The sequence below is a fragment of the Exiguobacterium sp. s80 genome, assembly GCF_018618725.1.
GTDB lineage: Bacteria > Bacillota > Bacilli > Exiguobacteriales > Exiguobacteriaceae > Exiguobacterium_A > Exiguobacterium_A oxidotolerans.
In genome coordinates, this window is record NZ_JACSMP010000013.1 from 18,179 (window position 1) to 39,275 (window position 21,097).

The 21,097-nt window shown below is 49.9% G+C and carries 19 protein-coding genes, 1 rRNA gene and 1 riboswitch; all 20 genes read right to left on the minus strand.

What is annotated here, in order from left to right; all coding sequences use genetic code 11:
• Positions 1 to 13 precede the first annotated feature (13 nt).
• On the minus strand, positions 14 to 2,239 hold the full coding sequence (gene pcrA / locus KNP94_RS15080) for a DNA helicase PcrA (RefSeq protein WP_215115917.1): 2,226 nt from the start codon (positions 2,237 to 2,239) through the stop codon (positions 14 to 16).
• A gap of 44 nt (positions 2,240 to 2,283) precedes the next feature.
• Positions 2,284 to 2,967 (minus strand): heptaprenylglyceryl phosphate synthase, encoded by a 684-nt coding sequence (pcrB, locus tag KNP94_RS15085; RefSeq protein WP_353048337.1) that lies wholly within the window; start codon positions 2,965 to 2,967, stop codon positions 2,284 to 2,286.
• 77 nt (positions 2,968 to 3,044) lie between these two features.
• Positions 3,045 to 3,269, minus strand: a complete 225-nt coding sequence (locus KNP94_RS15090; RefSeq protein ID WP_088836283.1) for a hypothetical protein — start codon at positions 3,267 to 3,269, stop codon at positions 3,045 to 3,047.
• Between the two features lie 12 nt (positions 3,270 to 3,281).
• On the minus strand, positions 3,282 to 4,661 hold the full coding sequence (locus tag KNP94_RS15095; protein ID WP_088836282.1) for a TrkH family potassium uptake protein: 1,380 nt from the start codon (positions 4,659 to 4,661) through the stop codon (positions 3,282 to 3,284).
• Positions 4,662 to 4,700: 39 nt separating this feature from the next.
• Positions 4,701 to 5,015 carry a YerC/YecD family TrpR-related protein gene (locus KNP94_RS15100; protein WP_029332595.1) on the minus strand — a complete coding sequence of 105 codons (315 nt, stop codon included), beginning with the start codon at positions 5,013 to 5,015 and terminating at the stop codon, positions 4,701 to 4,703.
• Positions 5,016 to 5,083: 68 nt separating this feature from the next.
• Positions 5,084 to 6,823, minus strand: a complete 1,740-nt coding sequence (locus tag KNP94_RS15105) for an adenine deaminase C-terminal domain-containing protein (protein ID WP_088836281.1) — start codon at positions 6,821 to 6,823, stop codon at positions 5,084 to 5,086.
• Between the two features lie 662 nt (positions 6,824 to 7,485).
• Positions 7,486 to 8,739, minus strand: coding sequence for a phosphoribosylamine--glycine ligase (purD, locus tag KNP94_RS15110; RefSeq protein WP_088836280.1), 1,254 nt, complete (start codon positions 8,737 to 8,739; stop codon positions 7,486 to 7,488).
• A 15-nt stretch (positions 8,740 to 8,754) separates the two neighbouring features.
• Positions 8,755 to 10,275, minus strand: a complete 1,521-nt coding sequence (purH, locus tag KNP94_RS15115) for a bifunctional phosphoribosylaminoimidazolecarboxamide formyltransferase/IMP cyclohydrolase (RefSeq protein WP_215115918.1) — start codon at positions 10,273 to 10,275, stop codon at positions 8,755 to 8,757.
• Positions 10,272 to 10,847, minus strand: coding sequence for a phosphoribosylglycinamide formyltransferase (gene purN, locus KNP94_RS15120; RefSeq protein ID WP_214766759.1), 576 nt, complete (start codon positions 10,845 to 10,847; stop codon positions 10,272 to 10,274). Before purN ends, purH begins: the two co-directional genes overlap by 4 nt.
• Positions 10,844 to 11,878, minus strand: a complete 1,035-nt coding sequence (gene purM / locus KNP94_RS15125; RefSeq protein ID WP_215115919.1) for a phosphoribosylformylglycinamidine cyclo-ligase — start codon at positions 11,876 to 11,878, stop codon at positions 10,844 to 10,846. Before purM ends, purN begins: the two co-directional genes overlap by 4 nt.
• A gap of 19 nt (positions 11,879 to 11,897) precedes the next feature.
• Positions 11,898 to 13,307: an amidophosphoribosyltransferase gene (gene purF, locus KNP94_RS15130; protein WP_214770112.1), complete on the minus strand. Its 1,410-nt coding sequence runs from the start codon at positions 13,305 to 13,307 to the stop codon at positions 11,898 to 11,900.
• A complete protein-coding gene (gene purL / locus KNP94_RS15135) occupies positions 13,283 to 15,502 on the minus strand; it encodes a phosphoribosylformylglycinamidine synthase subunit PurL (RefSeq protein ID WP_088836272.1) in 2,220 nt (739 codons plus the stop codon). The genes purF and purL overlap by 25 nt, the downstream gene beginning before the upstream one ends.
• The gene (purQ, locus tag KNP94_RS15140) at positions 15,483 to 16,166 is read right to left on the minus strand and encodes a phosphoribosylformylglycinamidine synthase subunit PurQ (protein WP_215115920.1); all 684 of its coding nucleotides are present in this window, start codon (positions 16,164 to 16,166) and stop codon (positions 15,483 to 15,485) included. The genes purL and purQ overlap by 20 nt, the downstream gene beginning before the upstream one ends.
• Complete coding sequence (gene purS, locus KNP94_RS15145) at positions 16,163 to 16,411, minus strand: phosphoribosylformylglycinamidine synthase subunit PurS (protein WP_088836270.1); 249 nt, start codon at positions 16,409 to 16,411, stop codon at positions 16,163 to 16,165. The genes purQ and purS overlap by 4 nt, the downstream gene beginning before the upstream one ends.
• Entirely contained in the window at positions 16,408 to 17,115 is a 708-nt protein-coding gene (purC, locus tag KNP94_RS15150) for a phosphoribosylaminoimidazolesuccinocarboxamide synthase (RefSeq protein WP_215115921.1), read from the minus strand. The genes purS and purC overlap by 4 nt, the downstream gene beginning before the upstream one ends.
• 59 nt (positions 17,116 to 17,174) lie before the next feature.
• Complete coding sequence (gene purB, locus KNP94_RS15155; RefSeq protein ID WP_214812202.1) at positions 17,175 to 18,470, minus strand: adenylosuccinate lyase; 1,296 nt, start codon at positions 18,468 to 18,470, stop codon at positions 17,175 to 17,177.
• Positions 18,467 to 19,570 (minus strand): 5-(carboxyamino)imidazole ribonucleotide synthase, encoded by a 1,104-nt coding sequence (purK, locus tag KNP94_RS15160; RefSeq protein ID WP_215115922.1) that lies wholly within the window; start codon positions 19,568 to 19,570, stop codon positions 18,467 to 18,469. The genes purB and purK overlap by 4 nt, the downstream gene beginning before the upstream one ends.
• Positions 19,567 to 20,058 (minus strand): 5-(carboxyamino)imidazole ribonucleotide mutase, encoded by a 492-nt coding sequence (gene purE, locus KNP94_RS15165; RefSeq protein WP_088836265.1) that lies wholly within the window; start codon positions 20,056 to 20,058, stop codon positions 19,567 to 19,569. Before purE ends, purK begins: the two co-directional genes overlap by 4 nt.
• 89 nt (positions 20,059 to 20,147) lie before the next feature.
• Positions 20,148 to 20,249: riboswitch (purine riboswitch) on the minus strand.
• A 443-nt stretch (positions 20,250 to 20,692) separates the two neighbouring features.
• Complete coding sequence (locus tag KNP94_RS15170) at positions 20,693 to 20,893, minus strand: NETI motif-containing protein (RefSeq protein ID WP_029332581.1); 201 nt, start codon at positions 20,891 to 20,893, stop codon at positions 20,693 to 20,695.
• Between the two features lie 117 nt (positions 20,894 to 21,010).
• Positions 21,011 to 21,097, minus strand: a 5S ribosomal RNA gene (rrf, locus tag KNP94_RS15175); the annotation flags it as partial.

Below are 21,097 nucleotides of genomic sequence, written 5' to 3' on the forward strand. Positions count from 1 at the left end.
TTGACGCCTCCACTCATACCTTTTTAATTGGTGCGAATTTTGCAAGCAGCCGTTTAATCCCGACTGCCGGGAACGCGATATCAATCTCAAGACTATCGCCAGACCCACGTGTTTGGACGACCGTTCCTTGCCCCCACTTACCATGCTCTGCCTTGTCCCCGACATTCCAGCCAAGTGACTCGGCGCCGGATATTTTCATCGCTGTCGGTTTCGTGACCGAACGACCGATAACAGCTTTCCCTTGCGGAACCGGACGATCTTCCCATGGGAGTGGTTTGGGTTTTTTACCAGTCCGTTCGATAACTTCTTCCGGTAACTCGGCTAAGAAACGCGATTCTTGGTTCGCATTTGTCCGTCCGTATAACGAGCGCATCCGCGCATGCGAGAGATAAAGTCGTTTTTCTGCTCGCGTGATGCCGACGTAGGCCAGGCGGCGTTCTTCTTCCATCTCGTCTTCATCTTGCAGCGAACGGCTGTGCGGGAACAAACCTTCTTCCATTCCAATCAGGAAGACGACCGGGAACTCAAGCCCTTTCGCCGAGTGCAACGTCATCAACGTGACTTGCTCACCTGGATCCGTTTCATCAAGCGAATCAACATCGGCGACGAGTGTCAAGTCGGTCAAGAAGGCAATGATCGTCCGGTCTTCCGGATCTTCTCCTTCTGTCTCCTTCTCGAAGTTTTGCGCGACAGTGATGAACTCGTTGATGTTCTCAAGACGACTTTGTGCTTCAAGCGTCTTGTCTTCCTTTAAGACTTGACGATAGCCTGATTTTTCAAGAACTTCCTCGACGAGCTCCGAGATGCTGATAAATTCCTGCATCTGACGTAACCCCATGATCATCGTCCGGAAATCCGTCAATTTAGCTGCCGTCTTTGGTGCGATATTCGACAATTCGATATCACGGATGGCATCCATCAAGGACACACCCTGAAGATCAGCGAAGTCACGTAATTTATCAATCGTTGTCGCCCCGATTCCACGTTTCGGTTCATTGACGATTCGGGCAAAGGATAAATCCTCGTTCGGGTTCGAAATCAGGCGGAGATAGGCAAGAACGTCTTTGATTTCTTTTCGATCGTAGAACTTTGTTCCGCCAATCATTTTGTACGGTACGTTTGACTTCAGTAACGTTTCCTCGATTGCACGCGATTGAGCGTTCGTCCGGTACAAAATTGCGATGTCGTTAAGCTTCATCCCGTAACGTAGCGAATTGCGAATTTCTTGGACGATGTAAAAGGCCTCTTCCCGCTCGTTTTCCGCCGTATGGATAATCAATTTTTCCCCTTCGAGATTTTCCGTCCAAAGCTTTTTATCTTTTCGTGTACTGTTGTTTTTGATGACATGGTTTGCCGCATCAAGAATTCGTTTGGACGAACGATAGTTTTGTTCGAGCAAGATGACGCGGGCTGTCGGATAATCCTCTTCAAACGACAAGATGTTCGCGATATCCGCACCACGCCAGCGATAAATCGACTGATCGGAGTCACCGACGACACAGAGGTTTTGATGTGCGGCTGCTAATAAGTTAACGAGATCGTATTGGGCTTTGTTCGTATCTTGATACTCATCGACATGGATGTAACGGAATTTTTTTTGATAAAAGGCGAGTACGTCCGGTGCTTGTTTGAATAACTCTGTTGTCTTGCCAATCAAGTCATCGAAATCGAGCGCATTATTGCGGCGTAAGACGGATTCGTATCCTTTATAAATTTCAGCGACTGTTTTTTCATATGGATTCGTCACGATTGACGCATAGAACTCAGCACTCCGTAATTCATTTTTTTGACTTGAAATAATAGAGAGCATCGACCGTGGATCCCATTTCTTCGGATCAAGGTTCTGTTCTTTCAAGACCAATTTAAGTGCCGACTGCTGATCGCTTGAATCAAGGATTGTAAAGTTCCGGTCGTAACCAAGCTTATCGATATCACGACGTAACATCCTGACACACATCGAGTGGAAGGTCGAGACCCAGATGTCGTTTGCGACCCCGCCGACTAAACGACCGATTCGGTCACGCATTTCCCGTGCGGCTTTATTCGTAAAGGTAATCGCTAAGATGTTCCATGGTGCGACTTGTTTTTCCGCCATCAAATAGGCGACACGATGCGTCAAAACACGTGTTTTCCCTGAACCGGCTCCTGCCATGATCAGCAAGGGACCGTCCGTATGTTTGACCGCTTTCGCCTGCTCCGGATTCAATCCGCTCACGAGCTGTTCACTTAAATTAAACATGTAATAGCCTCATTTCTTTTTTTCCGAACTTTTGTTCTTATATTTTATCGTGTTGCTTCTACTGTCGCAAGTGCTGCTTTTAAATCCTCATAAATGATATTTCCGACGACAATTGTATCAGCATACCGGAACATTTCCCGAGCCCGCTCGACGGAATCGATTCCGCCCCCATAAAACAGCCGCGCCTGCCGGACGACGTCCTTGACGGCTGCGACGACTTCCGGATTGCCATAGACGCCGCTGTACTCAAGATAGACGATCGGCAGACGGAACACACTGTCCGCGAGTTGAGCGTAGGCGACGACTTCTTCGTCCTGTAATACTTTTGCTTTTGTGACGTGCGCGACCTTCGCCTCCGGATTCAAGACGATGTAGCCTTCTCCGACCAGGTCGGCATGGGCCAGCATATGCCCGACTTCCTGTAAGGCTTCGACCTGTTTTTCGACCAGATATTCTAGCGTACCACTATTTAAGACGCTCGGAGTCAAATACGTATCAAACCCCATCGTCGCCGCTTCGAGCTCAGAAATTTCAAGTGCGACCGCGACCGGATATCTTCGCAGACGCATCAGTAAGTCGAGCGTCGCATCCAGCGTAATATCATCGGTTCCGCCGACGATGATTGCATCTGTTCCAGAGGTTGCGATTGCTGCGAGGGTCGTCTCCTCGATTTCTTTTGCTGGATCTAATTTAAAGACATGCCGCCATTCATCATACGGTAGTAACACGTTCGTCCCATCCTTCCTATCTTGTTCATCTCTAATTAGTATAAAACAAAAACCCATCTCGCGCAGGGCGAGATAGGTCAAGTAGTCGCGCGTCGTTTCGTTAAGAGTGCTGCGAGTCCGAGCGCTAAAAATCCGTAAAGGACGGCGAATGCCCATGGCTCAGCGAGAAAAAAACCGAGCACCGGGACGTCGAGTAACGATGATTCAGGCGAGCAGAGTGCCCGTCCATTGACGATTGCCAGAAATGGCAACGCCGGAACAGCAAAGATGTAACCAAAATTAATCCAAAATGCACGATTCATGCAATCGTCTCCTTAACCGATAATGACGGATTCCTTCGGATAATTGTATTTTCGTTTTGGCTGATTCGCTTTTAAGAGTAAGACAAACGAGATGACACCGATTCGTCCGATGAACATTAAAATCGATAATGTCCATTTTCCGACATTCGATAACTCACTCGTGATCCCGAGCGATAACCCGGTCGTTCCGAACGCGGAACATGCTTCAAAGAACAGCACGAGGAATGGTGCATCCTCGAACATGAGCAAGACAATCAATCCGATGATCGTCACTCCCGTCGAAACGACAATGACGACGAACGATTTCCAAATGTCCGATTGGTCAATTTCACGTCCGAAAATCTTGATTCCATATTCTCCACGGATGAAGGCGACAACACTAAGTAATGCAACAGCAAACGTTGTTGTCCTGATCCCCCCGCCGACGGATGATGGAGAAGCACCGATGAACATTAAAATGGATAAGACGAAGACGGAAGCTTGTGAAAATGTCGTAATATCAACCGTCGTCAATCCACCATTTCGTGTCGTAACCGACTGGAACAGCGCATCGACAATTTTTTCATCAATCGGTAATCCTTTAAAGGACTGGTTCCATTCAAACAGCAACAGACTGCCTGTCCCGAACAGGACGAGGATGAAGAACGTCGAGGCTGTCAGTTTCGTAAATAACGAAAAGTGATACGGTTGTCGTGTCGATTGACGTGTTGCCCGGTAGGCAAAGTATCGTCGCACTTCAACAAGTACAGGGAAACCAATCGCACCGAGTGTCAATAAGACGATTTGCATAAAGACGACAAATAAGTCTCCTCGAAACGGAAGAAGCGACTCTCCTGTGATATCGAACCCCGCGTTCGTCGTCGCACTGACTGAACCGAAGACACCTTGCAACATTGCTTCACCGATCGTCGGAAAGTATTTCGTATAATAAAGGCCTAAAATAAGTGCACCGATCAATTCAATGGAAAGAATGATTAAGATGACTTCACGGATATATTTGACGACCCCTTGCATCGTCGTCTGGTTTTGATCACGAACGACGAGTTGCCGTTCTCGAAAACCGATTCGCTTCCCCAAGATGACCCACATCGCGATATGGAGCGACATCAAGCCAATTCCACTTACCTGCACCAAAATCATGATCATAAAATATCCGAACGTCGTAAACGTATCGGAGACGGAAACGGTCGTCAATCCGGTCACACTGACACAGCTAACCGCCATGAACACCAAGTCTGTAAAATCCCAGTCATAGTCTCCACGGGTCGACCACGGTAGTCCTAATAAAATGATTGCGATGATGACAGCAACGAAATAGATGATGACGAGCGACTGGATCGGCGTCAGTTTTCGAATGAAATGCTGAATCTTTTGTTGAAACGCTAAATCCATCCAGGTTCGTCCTCCTTCATCAAAGCAGCGGATAACCGATTAGTTATCCGCTACTGTTTCTTCTTTCAAACCTAAACGTGCTAACGCTAAATCGTAACCACCAGAGCCATAGTTCAAACAACGTTTCACACGTGAAATCGTCGCCGTCGACGCCCCGGTCGCCTTCTCGATTTTATGATACGTGTTTCCTTCACGTAGTTGACGTGCCACTTCGAGACGTTGCGCAAGCGCTTGAATCTCGTTGACCGTCGCTAAATCTTCAAATAAAGTGTAGCAATCTTCTAATGAATCCATCTTCATGATGGCCGTAAATAATTGGTCGAGTTCTTTCCCTCGTAATTTATCGAGTTGCATCTTGTAACTTCCTTTCCCATTCAATCACTCTTTAATAGTTTAAAGCGCGACGTTTTAAATTTCAAGCATCAGCGTAAAATCGCTGGGAAAAGAACTTTTTTCCGAAGGACTTCATAGATGCCTTGCGGCGTGATGCGGACATACGGCAAGTGCGTCGATGCAAGGAATAATAACGTATAAATCGGATCTTCGAATTGGTACCCCCGTGCGAACAACGCTTCACGCAATGCTGTTTCCTGAACGATTAAGTCTTCGAGCGGTAAATCAGAAGTCTGTCCCATCAACGTCAACGGAATCTCGGCAATCACTTCCCCGTCTTCGACGAGAACAATTCCCCCACCGAATGCTTTCATCCGTTCAAACGCCACCTGCATATCTTGTTTCGATTTCCCGATCATTAAGATATCACCACTGATTGAATAGGAACTGACCATCCCCCCGACGTTCGTCGCAAAGTTTTTCAAAACCGTATTAAGGCGCCATTTCCCTTGCCGATCAAGCAACATTAAAAACGACTCATTGCAATCGGCAGGTAAGACAGGCACACTCGTATCATGTTCAACTTGATACAATTTCATGATGACCGAGTTGATCATCTCAAGACCAACCGGCATGCTGAATGAAAAATCTTGATCCGTCAATGAGACGCTGACTTCAGACTTCTGCATTAATTCCATCGCTTGATCGAGTGCTTCAACGGGGTAGCACGGAATATCGTCGCGCCGGACCCACGTCCCGCGTGCTAGGACATCGACGGGTGTCGGTTGATCGATCGCTTCTAAAATATTTAAGTGGGCAATCCGTCCCGGTGCGATACTTCCCAGGAGATGATCAAGATTAAAGTGACGTGCTGCATTGTACGAGGCAATCCGGTACGCTTCTTCTGCCGGAATTCCCGCAGCAAGCATCAAGCGGACCGTCTCGTCCATCAAACCAGACTTATAGAAGGACGGTGTCGAACCATCTGTCGTCACGAGGACCTTTTCATAATTTTGTAATCCGGCTTCGACAAGTCCTGCAAAAATGTCCGGTAAATCAGGACGAATCGATGAGTAACGAATCGTCGTCGTATATCCTAATTCAAGACGCGTCAATGCTTCCTCGACCGTCATCGCCTCATGGTCACTCGTTACGCCATAAAGTGCCATCTTTGTCAGGGTTTTCGCAGATGCTCCCGGGAAATGCCCTTCAATCGGTTTTCCGAGCTTCATCGCGTCCTGCATCCATTGAAGTAACTCATCATCGCCTTGTGAAAGACGGGGCCATCCTGTCAATTCTCCCGCCTGAATAACTTGGGGATGTTTGAGCCAGGCTTGAATCCGCTTGTTGTCAATCGAGATACTATCTGCATCAAGTTCCGTCTGTGCGTCGAGTCGTGCCCACCAATACATCGATGTCGGAATATCCGCTAACGCTTCAACTTGTGCAAACGCTTGCTCGACGGGCTCTAACAAAAGGAGCATATTATCATTGACGAGTGTCGTCGTTCCACGCTCCGCAGCAAACTTCGCGAGCGTCGCCGGATTATATAATTGGAAGGGATGGGCATGCGGTTCAATGTATCCTGGTACGATGAATTTCCCTGTTGCATCGTAGACCTCGTCCGCCTGGTCCGGCATATCCGGTCCGACATAGATAATCCGGTCTCCGCTAACCCAGATATTCGCCGTGCGCCATGCTTTCAACCCATGATTTAAGTACGTCGCATTTTCAAGTACGAGTGTAGGTGCAAGCTGTCCGCTGATGACCGCTTGGTGACCACGTACTTCAGTTTTCGTCCAAGGGGACCTTCCACAATTCTTTTTCACGAAAGCTCGACCTCCTTTTATTTTCTGAAAACGCTTTCTTATACTTCTTATACTAAAATGTTATCAAAAAAGTTTCAAGGTAATTTCATGTATATCCGACCTATTTCGACAAAATAACACAAAACTGTCAAGGAAGACAATCAACTTTCGCTTGTTCCTTCGATTGAACGTCTGCTCTTCTCACATTTTTTCCGGTGTTGGACTGTATCGAACCTGATGCTTATCATGTCAGCCGCTCCTCTCCTTCTCGAATCGTCTTCTAGCGGCAATCCTTCGCGCCGCTTCGCTACGCTGCAGGGTCGCTCTTGATTGCTTTTCGCTAAGAAGCGATTCAAGTCGGAAGTCACGTCCTGACAAAAGTTTCGCTTCTCGTGACTCCTGCGGGGAATAGCGCGGTTCGCGCTGTCAGAGGCAGGCGAGACCCTGCTACTTGTTCGTAGAATCAAGGAGCAACGGCTCGCGCCTCGCCCGAGGAAAGCACGAGAAGGAAGAATCTTTTTGTCAAAACCAACCTCTCAAAAAACGACATCCCGACACAGCTTTCGCTTCTCGTGACTCTTACAAGGAAAAGCACAAGAAGGAAAAACTTTTTGTCAAAACCCTTCTTTCAAAAAAAAGCCAAGCGAAATCGCTTGGCTTTTACATAACAGTTATATTCAAATTCATGTTGTCCGAAACGCCTTTTTCGCAATATCCGTCCGGTAAAAGAAACCGGTTTGATCAAACGAAGCTAACCCTTGATAAATATCAGCGACTGCTGCTTCCATCGTCGCGGCTTGACTGACACAGACGAGGACACGCCCGCCTGCTGAAACGAGTGTATCGTCCTTTTCTGTCGTCCCGGCATGAAAGACTAAGACTTTCGAATCGATTGATGTAAGATCAATCGGTTGTCCTGTCTGCGGTCGTTCCGGATATCCGTCTGCCGCGATGACGACACCGACCGTCGCAGCATCAGACCACAGGACTTCAGGTTCCTCACCTGCTGCGAGCGGGATGATGACATCGAGCAAGGGGGTTTCGAGACGCGGTAAGATGACTTCTGTTTCCGGATCCCCGAACCGCGCATTAAACTCGATGACGGACGGTCCGCGGTTCGTCAACATCAGACCCGCGTATAAGAATCCTGTAAAGGGAATCCCTTCGCTTGCCATCTGCTCGACGAGGGGACGCAAAATCCGTGTCATCGCTTCATCCGTGACGGCTTGTTCATCGAATTGAGGCAACGGGCTGTAAGCTCCCATTCCACCGGTATTCGGTCCGGCATCACCATCGAAGGCGCGCTTGTGATCTTGCGACAAGACCATCGGGATGACGGTCTCTTCATGGACGAATGCCATCAAGGAACACTCTTCTCCGACGAGACATTCTTCGATGACGACACTACTTTGGTCACCGAAGTCACCGGCGAAGATGTCTTCAATTGCGCGAACTGCTTCATCGAGCGTCGTCGCCACCGTGACGCCTTTACCTGCTGCGAGACCATCTGCTTTGATGACGATCGGTGCCCCTTGACGGGAGACATACGCTTTCGCTTCTTCTGCCGATGTAAAGACAGCGAATGCTGCCGTCGGAATCCCTGCCCGTTCCATCAATCCTTTGGCGAACTGTTTACTTCCTTCAAGTGCCGCCGCTTCACGCGAAGGACCAAAAATCTTAAGACCCGCTGCTTCGAAGGCATTGACGACACCGAGGACAAGTGGGCCCTCTGGTCCGACAATCGTCCAATCAATCTGTTCGTCTTTAGCAAATTGGACAAGCTCACTGATGGCATCTTCCCGAATCGGGACACATGTGGCTTCCGTCATCCCGACATTTCCCGGCGCGGCATAAATCGTTTTGACTCGTTCATCTTGTGCTAGCTTCCAGACGAGCGCGTGTTCACGCCCGCCTTTTCCGATTACTAATACCTTCATGCAAGTCGCCTCCACTCAGTGTTTGAAATGACGGACATTCGTAAAGATCATCGTGACGCCGTGTTCGTTACACGCATCAATCGACTCTTGGTCACGAATCGACCCACCCGGTTGGATGATTGCCGTAATCCCGGCTGCCGCCGCGGCTTCGACCGTATCGCGCATCGGGAAGAAGGCGTCAGATGCGAGAGATGCACCAATCGCCTTGTCACCGGCTTGCGCGATGGCGATGCTCGCCGACCCGACACGGTTCATCTGCCCTGCCCCGACACCGACCGTCACTTCATCTTTCGCTAAAACAATCGCGTTCGACTTGACGTGTTTGACAGCACGCCATGCGAGCTTCAAGTCTTCCCATTCGGCTGCTGTCGGTTTACGGTCCGTGACGACACGTGCTGCTGCATCATATAACGTCTCATCGTCGCTATCCTGGACAAGCATACCGCCAGCGACCGCTGTATAGCGAATCGCTTGGACACGTTTGACATCCAGTTCAAGCAAACGCAGGTTTTTCTTCGCTGCCAACAACTCGAATGCTTCTGTCGTAAACGATGGGGCGATGATGATTTCAAGGAAGATGCCACTGAGCTGCTCCGCTGTCGCGAGATCGACTTCACGGTTCAGAGCGACGATGCCGCCAAAGATCGAGACCGGATCTGCTGCATGCGCCCGGCGGAAGGCTTCGTCGATTGTCGGACCGACAGCGACGCCACACGGGTTCATGTGTTTGACGACGACGGCTGCTGCTTCGCGGAACTCATCAAGGATTTCAAGTGCGGCATTGGCATCTTGAATATTGTTGTATGACAATTCTTTTCCGTGCAGTTGGTTCGCTGATGCAAGAGACGCCCCACGATAGATCGGTGTTTTATAAAACGCCGCTTCCTGATGCGGATTTTCTCCATAGCGTAAGTCTTGTACCTTCTCGAGCGTAATCGTTAATTGCTCCGGGAATTTTTCTCCCGTTTGTGTCAAGAAGTAGTCCGCAATCAAGGCGTCGTAGGCTGCCGTATGACGGAAGGCTTTCGCTGCTAATTTTTGGCGTGTTTCAAACGTCGTTCCACCGAGGTTGATTTCTTTGATGATTTCGCTGTAGTCTGCTGGATCAACGACAACCGTCACGGCTGCATGGTTTTTCGCAGCAGAACGAATCATGCTCGGTCCACCGATATCGATGTTTTCAATTGCGTCTGCGTAAGGAACGTCCTCTTTCATAACCGTTTCCTTAAATGGATACAGATTGACGACAACGAAATCGATTGGTTTGATGTGTTGCTCTGCCATTTGTTCGCGGTGCGTCTCTAAATCACGACGTCCAAGTAAACCTCCATGGACCATTGGATGTAACGTTTTCACACGACCGTCAAGCATCTCCGGGAATTGTGTGACTTCACTGATACCGATGACCGGAAGTCCTGCTGCCTCAAGTGCTTGATGGGTCCCGCCTGTCGATACAAGTTCAATCCCTGCTTCGTGAAAGGCTTGTCCCAGTTCTACGACTCCTGTTTTATCCGATACACTAATTAACGCTCTCATACGTTTGCCCCCTCTTTAATCCACTCTTCGATGACTTGCGGATACAATCTGTGCTCTACTTGCTGAATCGCTTTCTGTAGCGTTTCCCGCGTCATATCCTCAGTGATACGGACCGCTTCCTGTGCCATGATTGGTCCCGTATCCATTCCTTCATCGACTATATGAATTGTAACACCTGTGATTTTAACTCCGCCACGAAATGCTTGCCCGATGGCATCTTTTCCTGGAAATGCCGGAAGCAGCGACGGATGGATGTTGACGATTCGTCCGGCATACCGTGCGAGAAGGACATCACCGACGAGACGCATATATCCGGCTAGGATAATCCGTTCCACGTCTCGCCGCTCTAGTTCCGCAACGATTTCGCGTTCAAAAGACGGTTTATCCGGGTAGTCCTTGGCTGTAAAAACAAACACATCACAGCCACGTCTTCGTGCCCGCTCGATGACGAGCGCCTCTTTTTGATCGCAGACGACGAGTTCAATCGTCGCCTGTAAACGTCCTGCCTCAATCGCTTCAAATAACGCTTCAACATTACTCCCGCTTCCGGAAGCAAAACAGGCAAGCCTCATTGGTCGACTCCTTTGATGCGAATCCCGTCTTGATCTGTCACCGTCCCGATCGTATAGGCCGTTTCATTTTCGCGCGCCAGGCGTGCCGTCACTTCGGTCACGTGTTCCGGCTTGACGATCATCATGTAGCCGATCCCCATGTTGAAAACGTTATACATCTCGTCACGCGGAATGTTTCCGGCTTGTTCAAGCCAATCGAAGACCGGTAACGTCGGCCATTTTTTCGGATCAAACGTCGCTCCGCAACCTTCCGGAAGGACACGTGGTACGTTTTCATAGAAACCGCCACCCGTGATATGGACCATCGCTTGAATCTTCTCTGTTTCGAGCGCTGCTTTGACCGCTTCGACATAAATCCGTGTCGGCATCAACAAAGCATTGCCGATCGTGTTACCGAGCATCATCAATTCATCTTCATACTGAAGACCACTTTCTTCGACGATTTTTCGGACGAGTGAAAATCCGTTCGAGTGAACCCCTGACGACGCGAGCCCTAAAATGACATCACCGGGTGTAACACCTTCACCAGTAATCAATTTTTGTTTTTCGACGGCACCGACGGCAAAGCCGGCAATATCATACTCACCGTCTGCATACATCCCTGGCATCTCTGCCGTCTCGCCACCGATTAACGTACACCTCGACTGGACACAGCCTTCGGCGACACCGGCGACAATCCGTTCGATTTTCGACGGAATGGCTTTACCGAGTGCGATGTAGTCGAGGAAATAGAGCGGTTCTGCACCCTGGACGATAATGTCGTTGACACACATCGCGACACAATCAATCCCAATCGTATCGTGTTGGTCGAGGGCGAAGGCAAGTTTTAACTTCGTTCCGACGCCATCTGTCCCGCTGACGAGCACCGGTTCTTTTAGATTCAATTGACTGAGGTCGAACATTGCACCGAAACTTCCGAGTCCCGTCATGACTTCCTTCCGCATCGAACGGGCGACGTGTTTTTTCATCCGGGATACGGATTCGTACCCTGCGGTCAGGCTAACACCTGCTGCTTCGTATTGTTTACTCATGCTTTGTTCCCCCATCTATTCAAAGTTTGGCTTCTAGTTCAAGTGCACCGATCGGTGTCGGATATTCGCCTGTGAAGCAGGCCGTACATTGTCCTTTCAGTGGACCATCGAACGGACGGTCAATCGCATTGACCATTCCGTTGACTGTCAGAAACTCCAGTGAGTCAGCACCGATTTCTTGGCAAATCTCACTGGGTGTCAGGCGGGCGGAAATCAGTTCGTCTTTTGACGACGTATCGATGCCGTAATAACACGGATTCGTGATGGGCGGCGCCGTGATGCGGACATGAACTTCCGTTGCCCCGGCTTCGCGTAACAGTCCAACGATGCGGCGGCTTGTCGTCCCACGCACGATGGAATCATCAACCATGATGACCCGTTTGCCGTTGACGACACCCCGTAGTGCCGACAGTTTCATTTTAACGCCGCGTTCCCGTAATTCTTGCGACGGCTGAATGAACGTCCGTCCGACGTAACGGTTTTTAATCAATCCCATCTCGTAGGGAATCCCGCTCGCTTCCGCATAACCAATCGCAGCGGAGATACTTGAATCCGGAACACCTGTGACGACATCTGCCTCGACCGGTGCTTCTTCGAACATTTTTTTGCCAAGTGCTTTTCGTGCCGTATGGACATTGACCCCATCAATCATCGAATCGGGACGGGAAAAGTAGATGTATTCCATCGAACACATCGCCCGCTCATGCGGTTCCATATACTGCCGTGATGACATGCCGGACGTCGTGATCGTCACGAGCTCTCCCGGCTCGATGTCACGAATGAACTCGGCCCCGACGATATCAAAAGCACACGTTTCCGATGAAAAGACGATGCCGCCATCTGATGTTTTCCCGAGTGATAACGGGCGCAGACCATGTGGATCGACGGCGACGTACAACGTATCTTCCGTTAAAAAAAGAAAGGCGAATGCACCGACAAGCCGCGCCAGACTATCGGCAATCCGGTCTTCGAGTGTCGGTAATTTACTCCGTTTGACGAGGTGGGCGACGACTTCCGTATCGCTTGTCGTCTGGAAAATCGCCCCTTCCGCCTCAAGTAAATGTTTTAACGAATCGGCATTGACGAGATTCCCGTTATGGGCAAGTGCCAAGTCACCCGTCCGTGATTTGAAGTGAAGCGGTTGTGTGTTCTCGAGCGTGTTGCCACCAGCTGTCGAGTAACGGACGTGTCCGATCGCATGCTGTCCGGCTAACGAATCGAGTGTCTCTTGTGAAAAAACTTCCGTCACAAGTCCTTGTCCCCGGTGTGGAAGAAGCAGGTTGCCGTCGCTCGCGACGATTCCTGCGCCCTCCTGCCCCCGGTGTTGCAGACTGTGGAGACCATAATAAGCAAGTTGTGCCGCTTCCGGTTGTCCGAAAATCCCGAATACCCCACACTCTTCATTTAATCCTTTGATGTCATATAACACGCGATCGCCCCTTCCCAGTCGGCTTGCAGTGTTGAACGTGTTGCTTCGATGAGTGTGTCCGTTGTCTTGATTTGAATCGAATCCTCTGCTGTGACGTGACCTAGTTTTTCAGCACCTGTCTGTTCGACGAAGGCTGCCTCGTGCTCCGGCTTCACCGATACGACGAACCGGGATTGTGATTCACTGAAGAGATGTAACGCCGGTCCTTCAAACGTCACGTCGAGACCGAGCGTCGTTCCGAATGTCATTTCTGCCAAGGCGACGGCGAGTCCACCTTCCGCGACATCATGGATGGCTGTGACGAGCCCTGCCTGAACGGCTGTTTGTAAGGCACGTAAACGGGTTTGTTCGACGTTCAAATCGATGCGTGGTGCTTTCCCGAATGATTTTTCGAATTGCATGTATTGGAGTTCACTGCCACCGAACTCCGGTAACGTCTCACCGAGCACGTAGATTGCGTCGCCTGCTTGTTTGACGTGTTGTGTCGTGATCCAGTCGGTCTGGTCATGTAATCCGACCATTCCGACGACCGGCGTCGGGTGGACGGCTTTGCCGGCTGATTCATTGTAGAGCGAAACGTTTCCGCCGATGACCGGTGTCTCGAGCACGCGGCAGGCTTCAGCCATCCCGGCCGTCGCTTGTTCGAGTTGCCAGAAGCCTTCCGGTTTATCCGGATTCCCGAAATTGAGGCAATCGGTGATCGCAAGTGGTGTTGCACCACTTGCAACAATATTGCGGGCGGCTTCAGCGACGGCGATCTGACCACCGACGAACGGATCGAGGTAAACGAAGCGGCTGTTACAGTCTGTCGTCATCGCGAGTGCTTTGTTCGTGCCACGGACACGGATGACGGCTGCATCGGAACCCGGTGCAACGACGGTTGACGTTTGAACCATATGATCATACTGATCGTAGACCCAACGTTTTGACGCGATCGTCGGTTGTTTGAGCAGGGCACGCCATGTTTCGACGACATCCTCGACGACCGGCAACGTCTCTTCCATTGCTTGGAACTCTTCATAATAAGCCGGAACGCGCGATGGCTTTTGATAGACCGGTGCTTCTTCCGCAAGGGCATCGACCGGTACTTCAGCGACGATCGTTCCGTGCTGGACAAGGCGAAGGACTTTTTCTTCGATGACTTCGCCGACATGAACGGCATGTAAGCCCCATTTGCTGACGATGGCTTCGATTTCCGCTTCCCGTCCGCGCTCGACGACGAGCAACATCCGCTCCTGCGACTCCGATAACATCATTTCATAAGCGGTCATGCCGGTTTCACGTTGCGGCACATCATCAAGGTGCATTTCAATCCCCATGCCGGCTTTCGAAGCCATCTCGGCTGACGACGAGGTCAGTCCGGCAGCGCCCATATCCTGCATCCCGACGAGTGCCGGATGGCCGACGATTTCGAGACAGGCTTCAATCAATAACTTCTCCATGAAGGGGTCACCGACTTGGACGGCCGGACGTTTTGCTTCCGTATCCTCCCCGAGATCTTCTGAAGCGAAGGTAGCACCGTGGATGCCGTCACGCCCTGTTGCCGCACCGACGTACATGACCGAGTTCCCGGCACCTTTCGCAAGACCTTTTTGAATATCTTCATGATTGATCAGTCCGATACACATCGCATTGACGAGTGGGTTTCCTTCATACGAACGGTCGAAACCGACTTCTCCGCCAATCGTCGGAATCCCGACGCAGTTGCCGTATCCGGCAATCCCGGCGACGACTTGTTCAAACAACTGATTGACGCGTGGTGTCCCGAGATGTCCGAAACGAAGCGAGTTCATCAACGCGACAGGACGGGCTCCCATTGAAAAGATATCGCGGATGATCCCACCGACACCCGTTGCTGCCCCTTGGTAGGGTTCGACGGCTGACGGATGATTATGACTTTCGATCTTAAAGACGACCGCTTGATTATCACCGATATCGACGACACCTGCGCCTTCACCTGGTCCTTGCAAGACACGGGGACCGGTCGTCGGAAACTGGCGTAAGACCGGTTTTGATGTTTTGTACGAACAGTGTTCTGACCACATGACGGAGAAGAGTCCTGTTTCCGTGTAGTTCGGTTGACGACCGAGTAAGTCGACGACCATCTGGTACTCCGCGTCGCTAAGTCCCATCGTCGCATAAATCCGTTGCTCCTGAATTTGCTCAATCGTTGGTTCAGACTGTTGTTTTAACATGGTGGGCCCCCTGTTTGACGAGTGAAGTGAATAACTTAAGTCCATCTGTTCCGTCTGTCAGCATTTCGACAGCACGCTCCGGGTGTGGCATCATCCCGAGCACATTCCCTGCTTTATTCGTAATCCCCGCAATATCGCCGCGCGATCCGTTCGGATTGTCGACGTATGTGAAGGCAATTTGTTGATTCGTCTGCAACATCGCGTACGTGGCGTCGTCACAGTAGTAGTTTCCTTCCCCGTGGGCGATTGGAATCGAAATCGTTTCACCCGGTGCATAATCTGACGTGAAACGTGTCTCGTGATTTTCGACCTTCAGTTCGACTGTCCGGCACATGAACTTCAGTCCGGTATTGCGGTGCAAGACACCCGGGAGAAGACCCGCTTCGACAAGGATCTGGAAGCCGTTACAGACACCAAGAACGGTTTTCCCTTCTGCTGCAAATCGTTTCACTTCCTCCATGATTGGTGAAAACTGGGCGATTGCGCCGCAGCGGAGATAGTCCCCGTATGAGAAACCGCCCGGAAGCAGGACACCATCGTATCCTTCAAGTGACGTTTCGGTATGGAAGACATAGTCCGCTTCCTCACCGAGCGCATCCTTAACGGCATGGTACATATCTAAATCACAGTTCGATCCTGGAAAGACGATGACCGCGAACTTCATGCCGTCGTCACCCCTTCTACTTCAAAACGATAGTCTTCCATCACCGTGTTGACGAGGAGCTTTTGGCACATGTCATGAATCATCGTGTCCGTCGTTTCATCCGAGACGAGCAGTTCGATTCGTTTTCCGATCCGGACTTCTTCGACACCCGTAAAACCGAGTTGCGCAAGACCACCTTTGACAGCGACTCCTTGTGGATCTAAAATGCTTTCCCGTAATGCGATCGATACGATGACTTTTTTCATTGTGTGTTTCCCCCTAGGCGATTGAATAGTGTTTGGTACGTGTCGATGAGTGATCCGATGTTGCGACGGAAGACATCTTTATCGAGGTGCTCTCCCGTTTCTTTATCCCACAGACGGCATGTATCCGGTGAAATTTCGTCAGCCAGTAGAATCTCGCCTGTCGGTGTTTTTCCGTATTCGAGTTTGAAATCGACGAGCGTGATCCCCTTTTCGTCAAAGTACGGACGTAAGACGGCATTGACACGGTTCGCTTCTTGTTCAAGTAAATCGAGCTCTTCCGTAGTCGCAATCTTCAGTAAATTGATGTGGGCACGGGTGACGAGCGGATCGCCTAAGCTATCATCTTTATAGTAAAACTCAACGATTGGTGTTTCGAGCACTGTTCCTTCTTTGATCCCAAGCCGTTTGCTGAGGCTTCCGGCGACGACATTGCGGACGACGACTTCGAGTGGAATGATGGTGACACGGCGTACGAGCTGTTCGCGCTCGGAAATGCGTTCAATGAAATGGGTCGGAATGTCGGCCGCTTTAAGTACTTCAAAGAAGTGACTCGTCAAGCGGTTGTTCAGTTCACCTTTACCTGCGAACTCTGCCTTTTTCTCTCCATTAAATGCTGTCGCTTCGTCCTTGTAGACGATGCGGAGCACGTCCTGCTCCTGCGTCGTGTATAATCGTTTGGCCTTACCTTCATAAAGTGGTTGCATTGCTTTCGTCCCCCAGGATCCTAAGATGTAGACGGGGACAATACCCCGTCTCAGGTTGATTAGTTCAAGCCACACCGTTCAAAAATTTCATCGACCCGGCTCGTATGATACGTTGGATCAAAACAAGCATCGAGTTCTGCTTCTGTAAAGAGTTGTTGAATCTCTTGTTCCTGCCATAACAAATCACGGAACATGATTTGTTCTTCCCATGCTTGCATCGCCCGTGGTTGGACGAAGTCGTAAGCGGCTTCACGCGACCAGCCTTTTTCAATCAAAGCGAGTAAGACGTGTCCGGAGAAGATGACACCGTACGTCCGGTCCATGTTGCGTTTCATGTTTTCCGGGAAGACTGTCAAGTTTTTGACGATATTACCGAACCGGTTCAACATGTAGTTGAGTAAACCGGTTGCGTCCGGCAGAATGATTCGTTCCGCAGATGAATGGGAAATGTCCCGTTCGTGCCAAAGCGAGACGTTTTCGTAAGCCGTCACCATGTGTCCACGAATGACCCGGGCAAGCCCTGTCATGTTTTCTGAACCGATTGGGTTACGTTTATGTGGCATCGCGGATGATCCCTTTTGACCTTTCGCGAAGAATTCTTCGACTTCTCGTGTTTCGGTTTTTTGAAGACCACGAATTTCCGTCGCCATCTTCTCAATCGATGTCGCGATTAACGCGATCGTCGACATGTAATGGGCATGACGATCACGCTGTAACGTCTGCGTCGAGACCGGCGCCGGTTTCGTTCCAAGCTTCTCACAGACATATTTTTCGATGAACGGGTCGATGTTCGCAAACGTTCCGACCGCACCTGACATTTTTCCGTATTCGACGGTCTCACGTGCAGCGTCGAAGCGGACTTTGTTCCGTTTCATCTCTTCGTACCAGAGGGCAAGCTTCAGACCGAATGTCGTCGGCTCAGCATGGACACCGTGTGTCCGCCCCATCATGACCGTGTATTTATGTTCGTTCGCTTTGACTTTCAAAATCTCGATGAAGCGGTCAAGATCCGCTGCGAGAATATCGTTTGCTTGCTTCAAGAGATACGAGAGTGCCGTATCGACGACATCCGTTGACGTCAGTCCGTAATGGACCCATTTGCGTTCTTCACCAAGCGTCTCCGATACAGCGCGTGTAAAGGCGATGACATCATGGCGTGTCTCTTGCTCGATTTCATTGATGCGGTTCACATCAAACGAAGCATTGTCCCAAAGGAGCTTTACGTCTTCTTTTGGAATGACACCAAGCTCGCTCCACGCTTCACAAGCTAAGATTTCGACTTTTAACCAAGCCTCAAATTTATTCTGTTCTGTCCAAATCGCTTTCATCTCAGGTCGTGTATACCGTTCGATCATCTAACCGTCTCCTTCCAGATTTGCAGGCGCTCGACTTCGGCTAATGCTTCTTCGACTGAATCCGCTAAGATGTTCAAGTGCCCCATCTTCCGTCCTGTCTTCGCTTCCTGCTTTCCATATAAGTGAACTTTCGTCCGTGCCGATAATGTATGTTGTTCCTCGGATAATGCTGTGACATGTTGACCTAGGATGTTCGCCATGACGACCGGTGTCGTCAGACGGGTATCACCGAGCGGGAGCCCACAGATGGCACGGATGTGCTGTTCGAACTGTGACGTCTCACACGCATCGATGGAATAATGCCCCGAGTTATGTGGGCGTGGCGCCAGTTCATTGACGATGATTTCTGAACCGACAACAAAGAGTTCGATGGCGAGTGTCCCAATCAAGCCGACTGCTTCGGCAATGTTCGTTGCCAAATCAATTGCCTGTTGTGACAGCTCATTTGAAATGCGGGCCGGAACGATCGACAGATGGAGTATGTTATCTCGGTGAATGTTTTCGCTGACTGGAAAGACACGCGTTTCCCGTTCGCTCCGTGTGACGATGACGGAGATTTCTTGATCGAACGGTAACCATTTTTCAGCGACGTATTCGGTCGGTTCGAACGTTTCAATGGCACCTGCTAAATCAGCTGTTGTCCGAATGACCTTCTGCCCTTTTCCGTCATAACCGAAGCGAGCCGTCTTCAGGACGAAAGGTAATCCTAATCGTTCGCTTGCTTCTTTCAAGTCTGCAACGGTATGAACAGCATGATACGGTGCGACCTGATAACCATGTCGTTCAATCATCTCTTTTTCCCGGATCCGGTGTTGCGTCTGAAACAACAACTCTGTCCCGTGGACCAACTTATCACCGATTGCCATCGCGACTTCGTGCGAGATGTTCTCAAATTCGTATGTGACGACATCTGATTCTTGCGCTAGACGCTTTGCTGCTTCGACGTCCGTAAAGTCTGCGACAATTTGTTGATCCGTGATTTGCGCGCAAGGTGCATTTTCCGTCGGATCCAGTGTCAGGAGTTCGTATCCCATTTCGCGTGCCGATAATGCCATCATCCGTCCGAGCTGGCCGCCACCTAAGATGCCAATCTTCGTCATGTCAGATGCACCTCGGAAGCGATGACTTGTCCTTCTAGTTCAACGCGCATATGGTCGAGTGCTCTCGCAATCCGTTCGTCCACTGTTCCAAGAATTTGTGCTGCCAGTAATCCGGCGTTCTTTGCACCCGCCTCACCGATCGCAACCGTAGCGACAGGCACACCACCCGGCATCTGGACGATCGAGAGTAAGGAATCGATGCCTTGAAGAGCTTTGCTTTTAATCGGAACCCCGATGACGGGGAGTGTTGTTTTGGCTGCCACCATTCCTGGCAAGTGGGCTGCCCCACCCGCTCCTGCAACAATGACCTTCAGTCCTCGTTCGCGCGCTGTTTCTGCGTAACGGAACATTAAGTCCGGTGTTCGGTGGGCCGAGACCACTTTCTTTTCGTACCGAATGTTCAGCTGATCGAGTACATCACATGTCGCTTTCATTGTTGACCAGTCAGACTGGCTTCCCATAATAACGCCAATTTCCACATTACTCATCTTCGTCTCCTCCTTTTTGCATAAAAAAAGCCCAAACCACGACTAAAAGGGTGGCTTAGGGTATAAAAAGGTACGCCAAAGAACGATCGACGAACATCCATATACCCCATAGTCCAACGATTTAGGGTCGTCGGGTAGAAACTTGCAAGCCATATCCCTGCTATTATACGAGGTGTTATATTCAATCTTCCTATCACGCCTTCATCTTAACAAGACAAGGAAGCATCCGTCAACCAAAGGCGAACAATTTAATTATCTGAAAATTTATTGTTCGTCTTTATACACAATTAGCTCATTCATTTTTTAATTGCATTCGGAATTTTTACTATTGGTTGTACAAAAAAAGGCAAAGTATCACGGTTACGTGAACTTCACCTTAGCCTGTATTCAAAAAATGTAGTTTGCTGAACTGGGATGATTGACGTTGCACGGCCTGACTCACAAGTTGCTTCAACCTCTATTTGAGGGAGGAACGGTTCATTTTTGTAAGCAAAAACGCCGATGACCCCGTTTTTCATACGGATTCATCGGCGTTTTCTATACCTGTTCTTCTCGGTCGTGACGTCCTGATACATATCCTGAGCTACGCACATCTGGCAGAGACAAATAACCCGGAGGCGAGCGTCTAAAGGAATCAGTCAGATTCTGTTTTCGCTTTACAGTCAAAAATGATCTGTTGGCGAATCGGATACGGTTCTTCATTCGCATCTAATCCAAAAATCGGTTCTTCACGTCGAACAGTCGGACGATAACCCATGGCATCAATCCGATCGAGGCAGTCGCTGATTGTTTCATTCTCTTCAACAGCCACTCGAAGTTTTTGTTTTTTTGCCATGTGTGTCACGTTCCTTCCTTATTATATAAGTCATGCATCTTTGAAAAAACATCAAGATACAAAAAAAGTCCATAAAAAAGCGGCGGCCCTTGAGCGTATGCTCCAGAACCACCGTTTGCCTGGCAACGTCCTATCCTCACAGGGGGAAGCCCCCAACTACTTTCGGCGTTCAAGTGCTTAACTTCCGTGTTCGGCATGGGAACG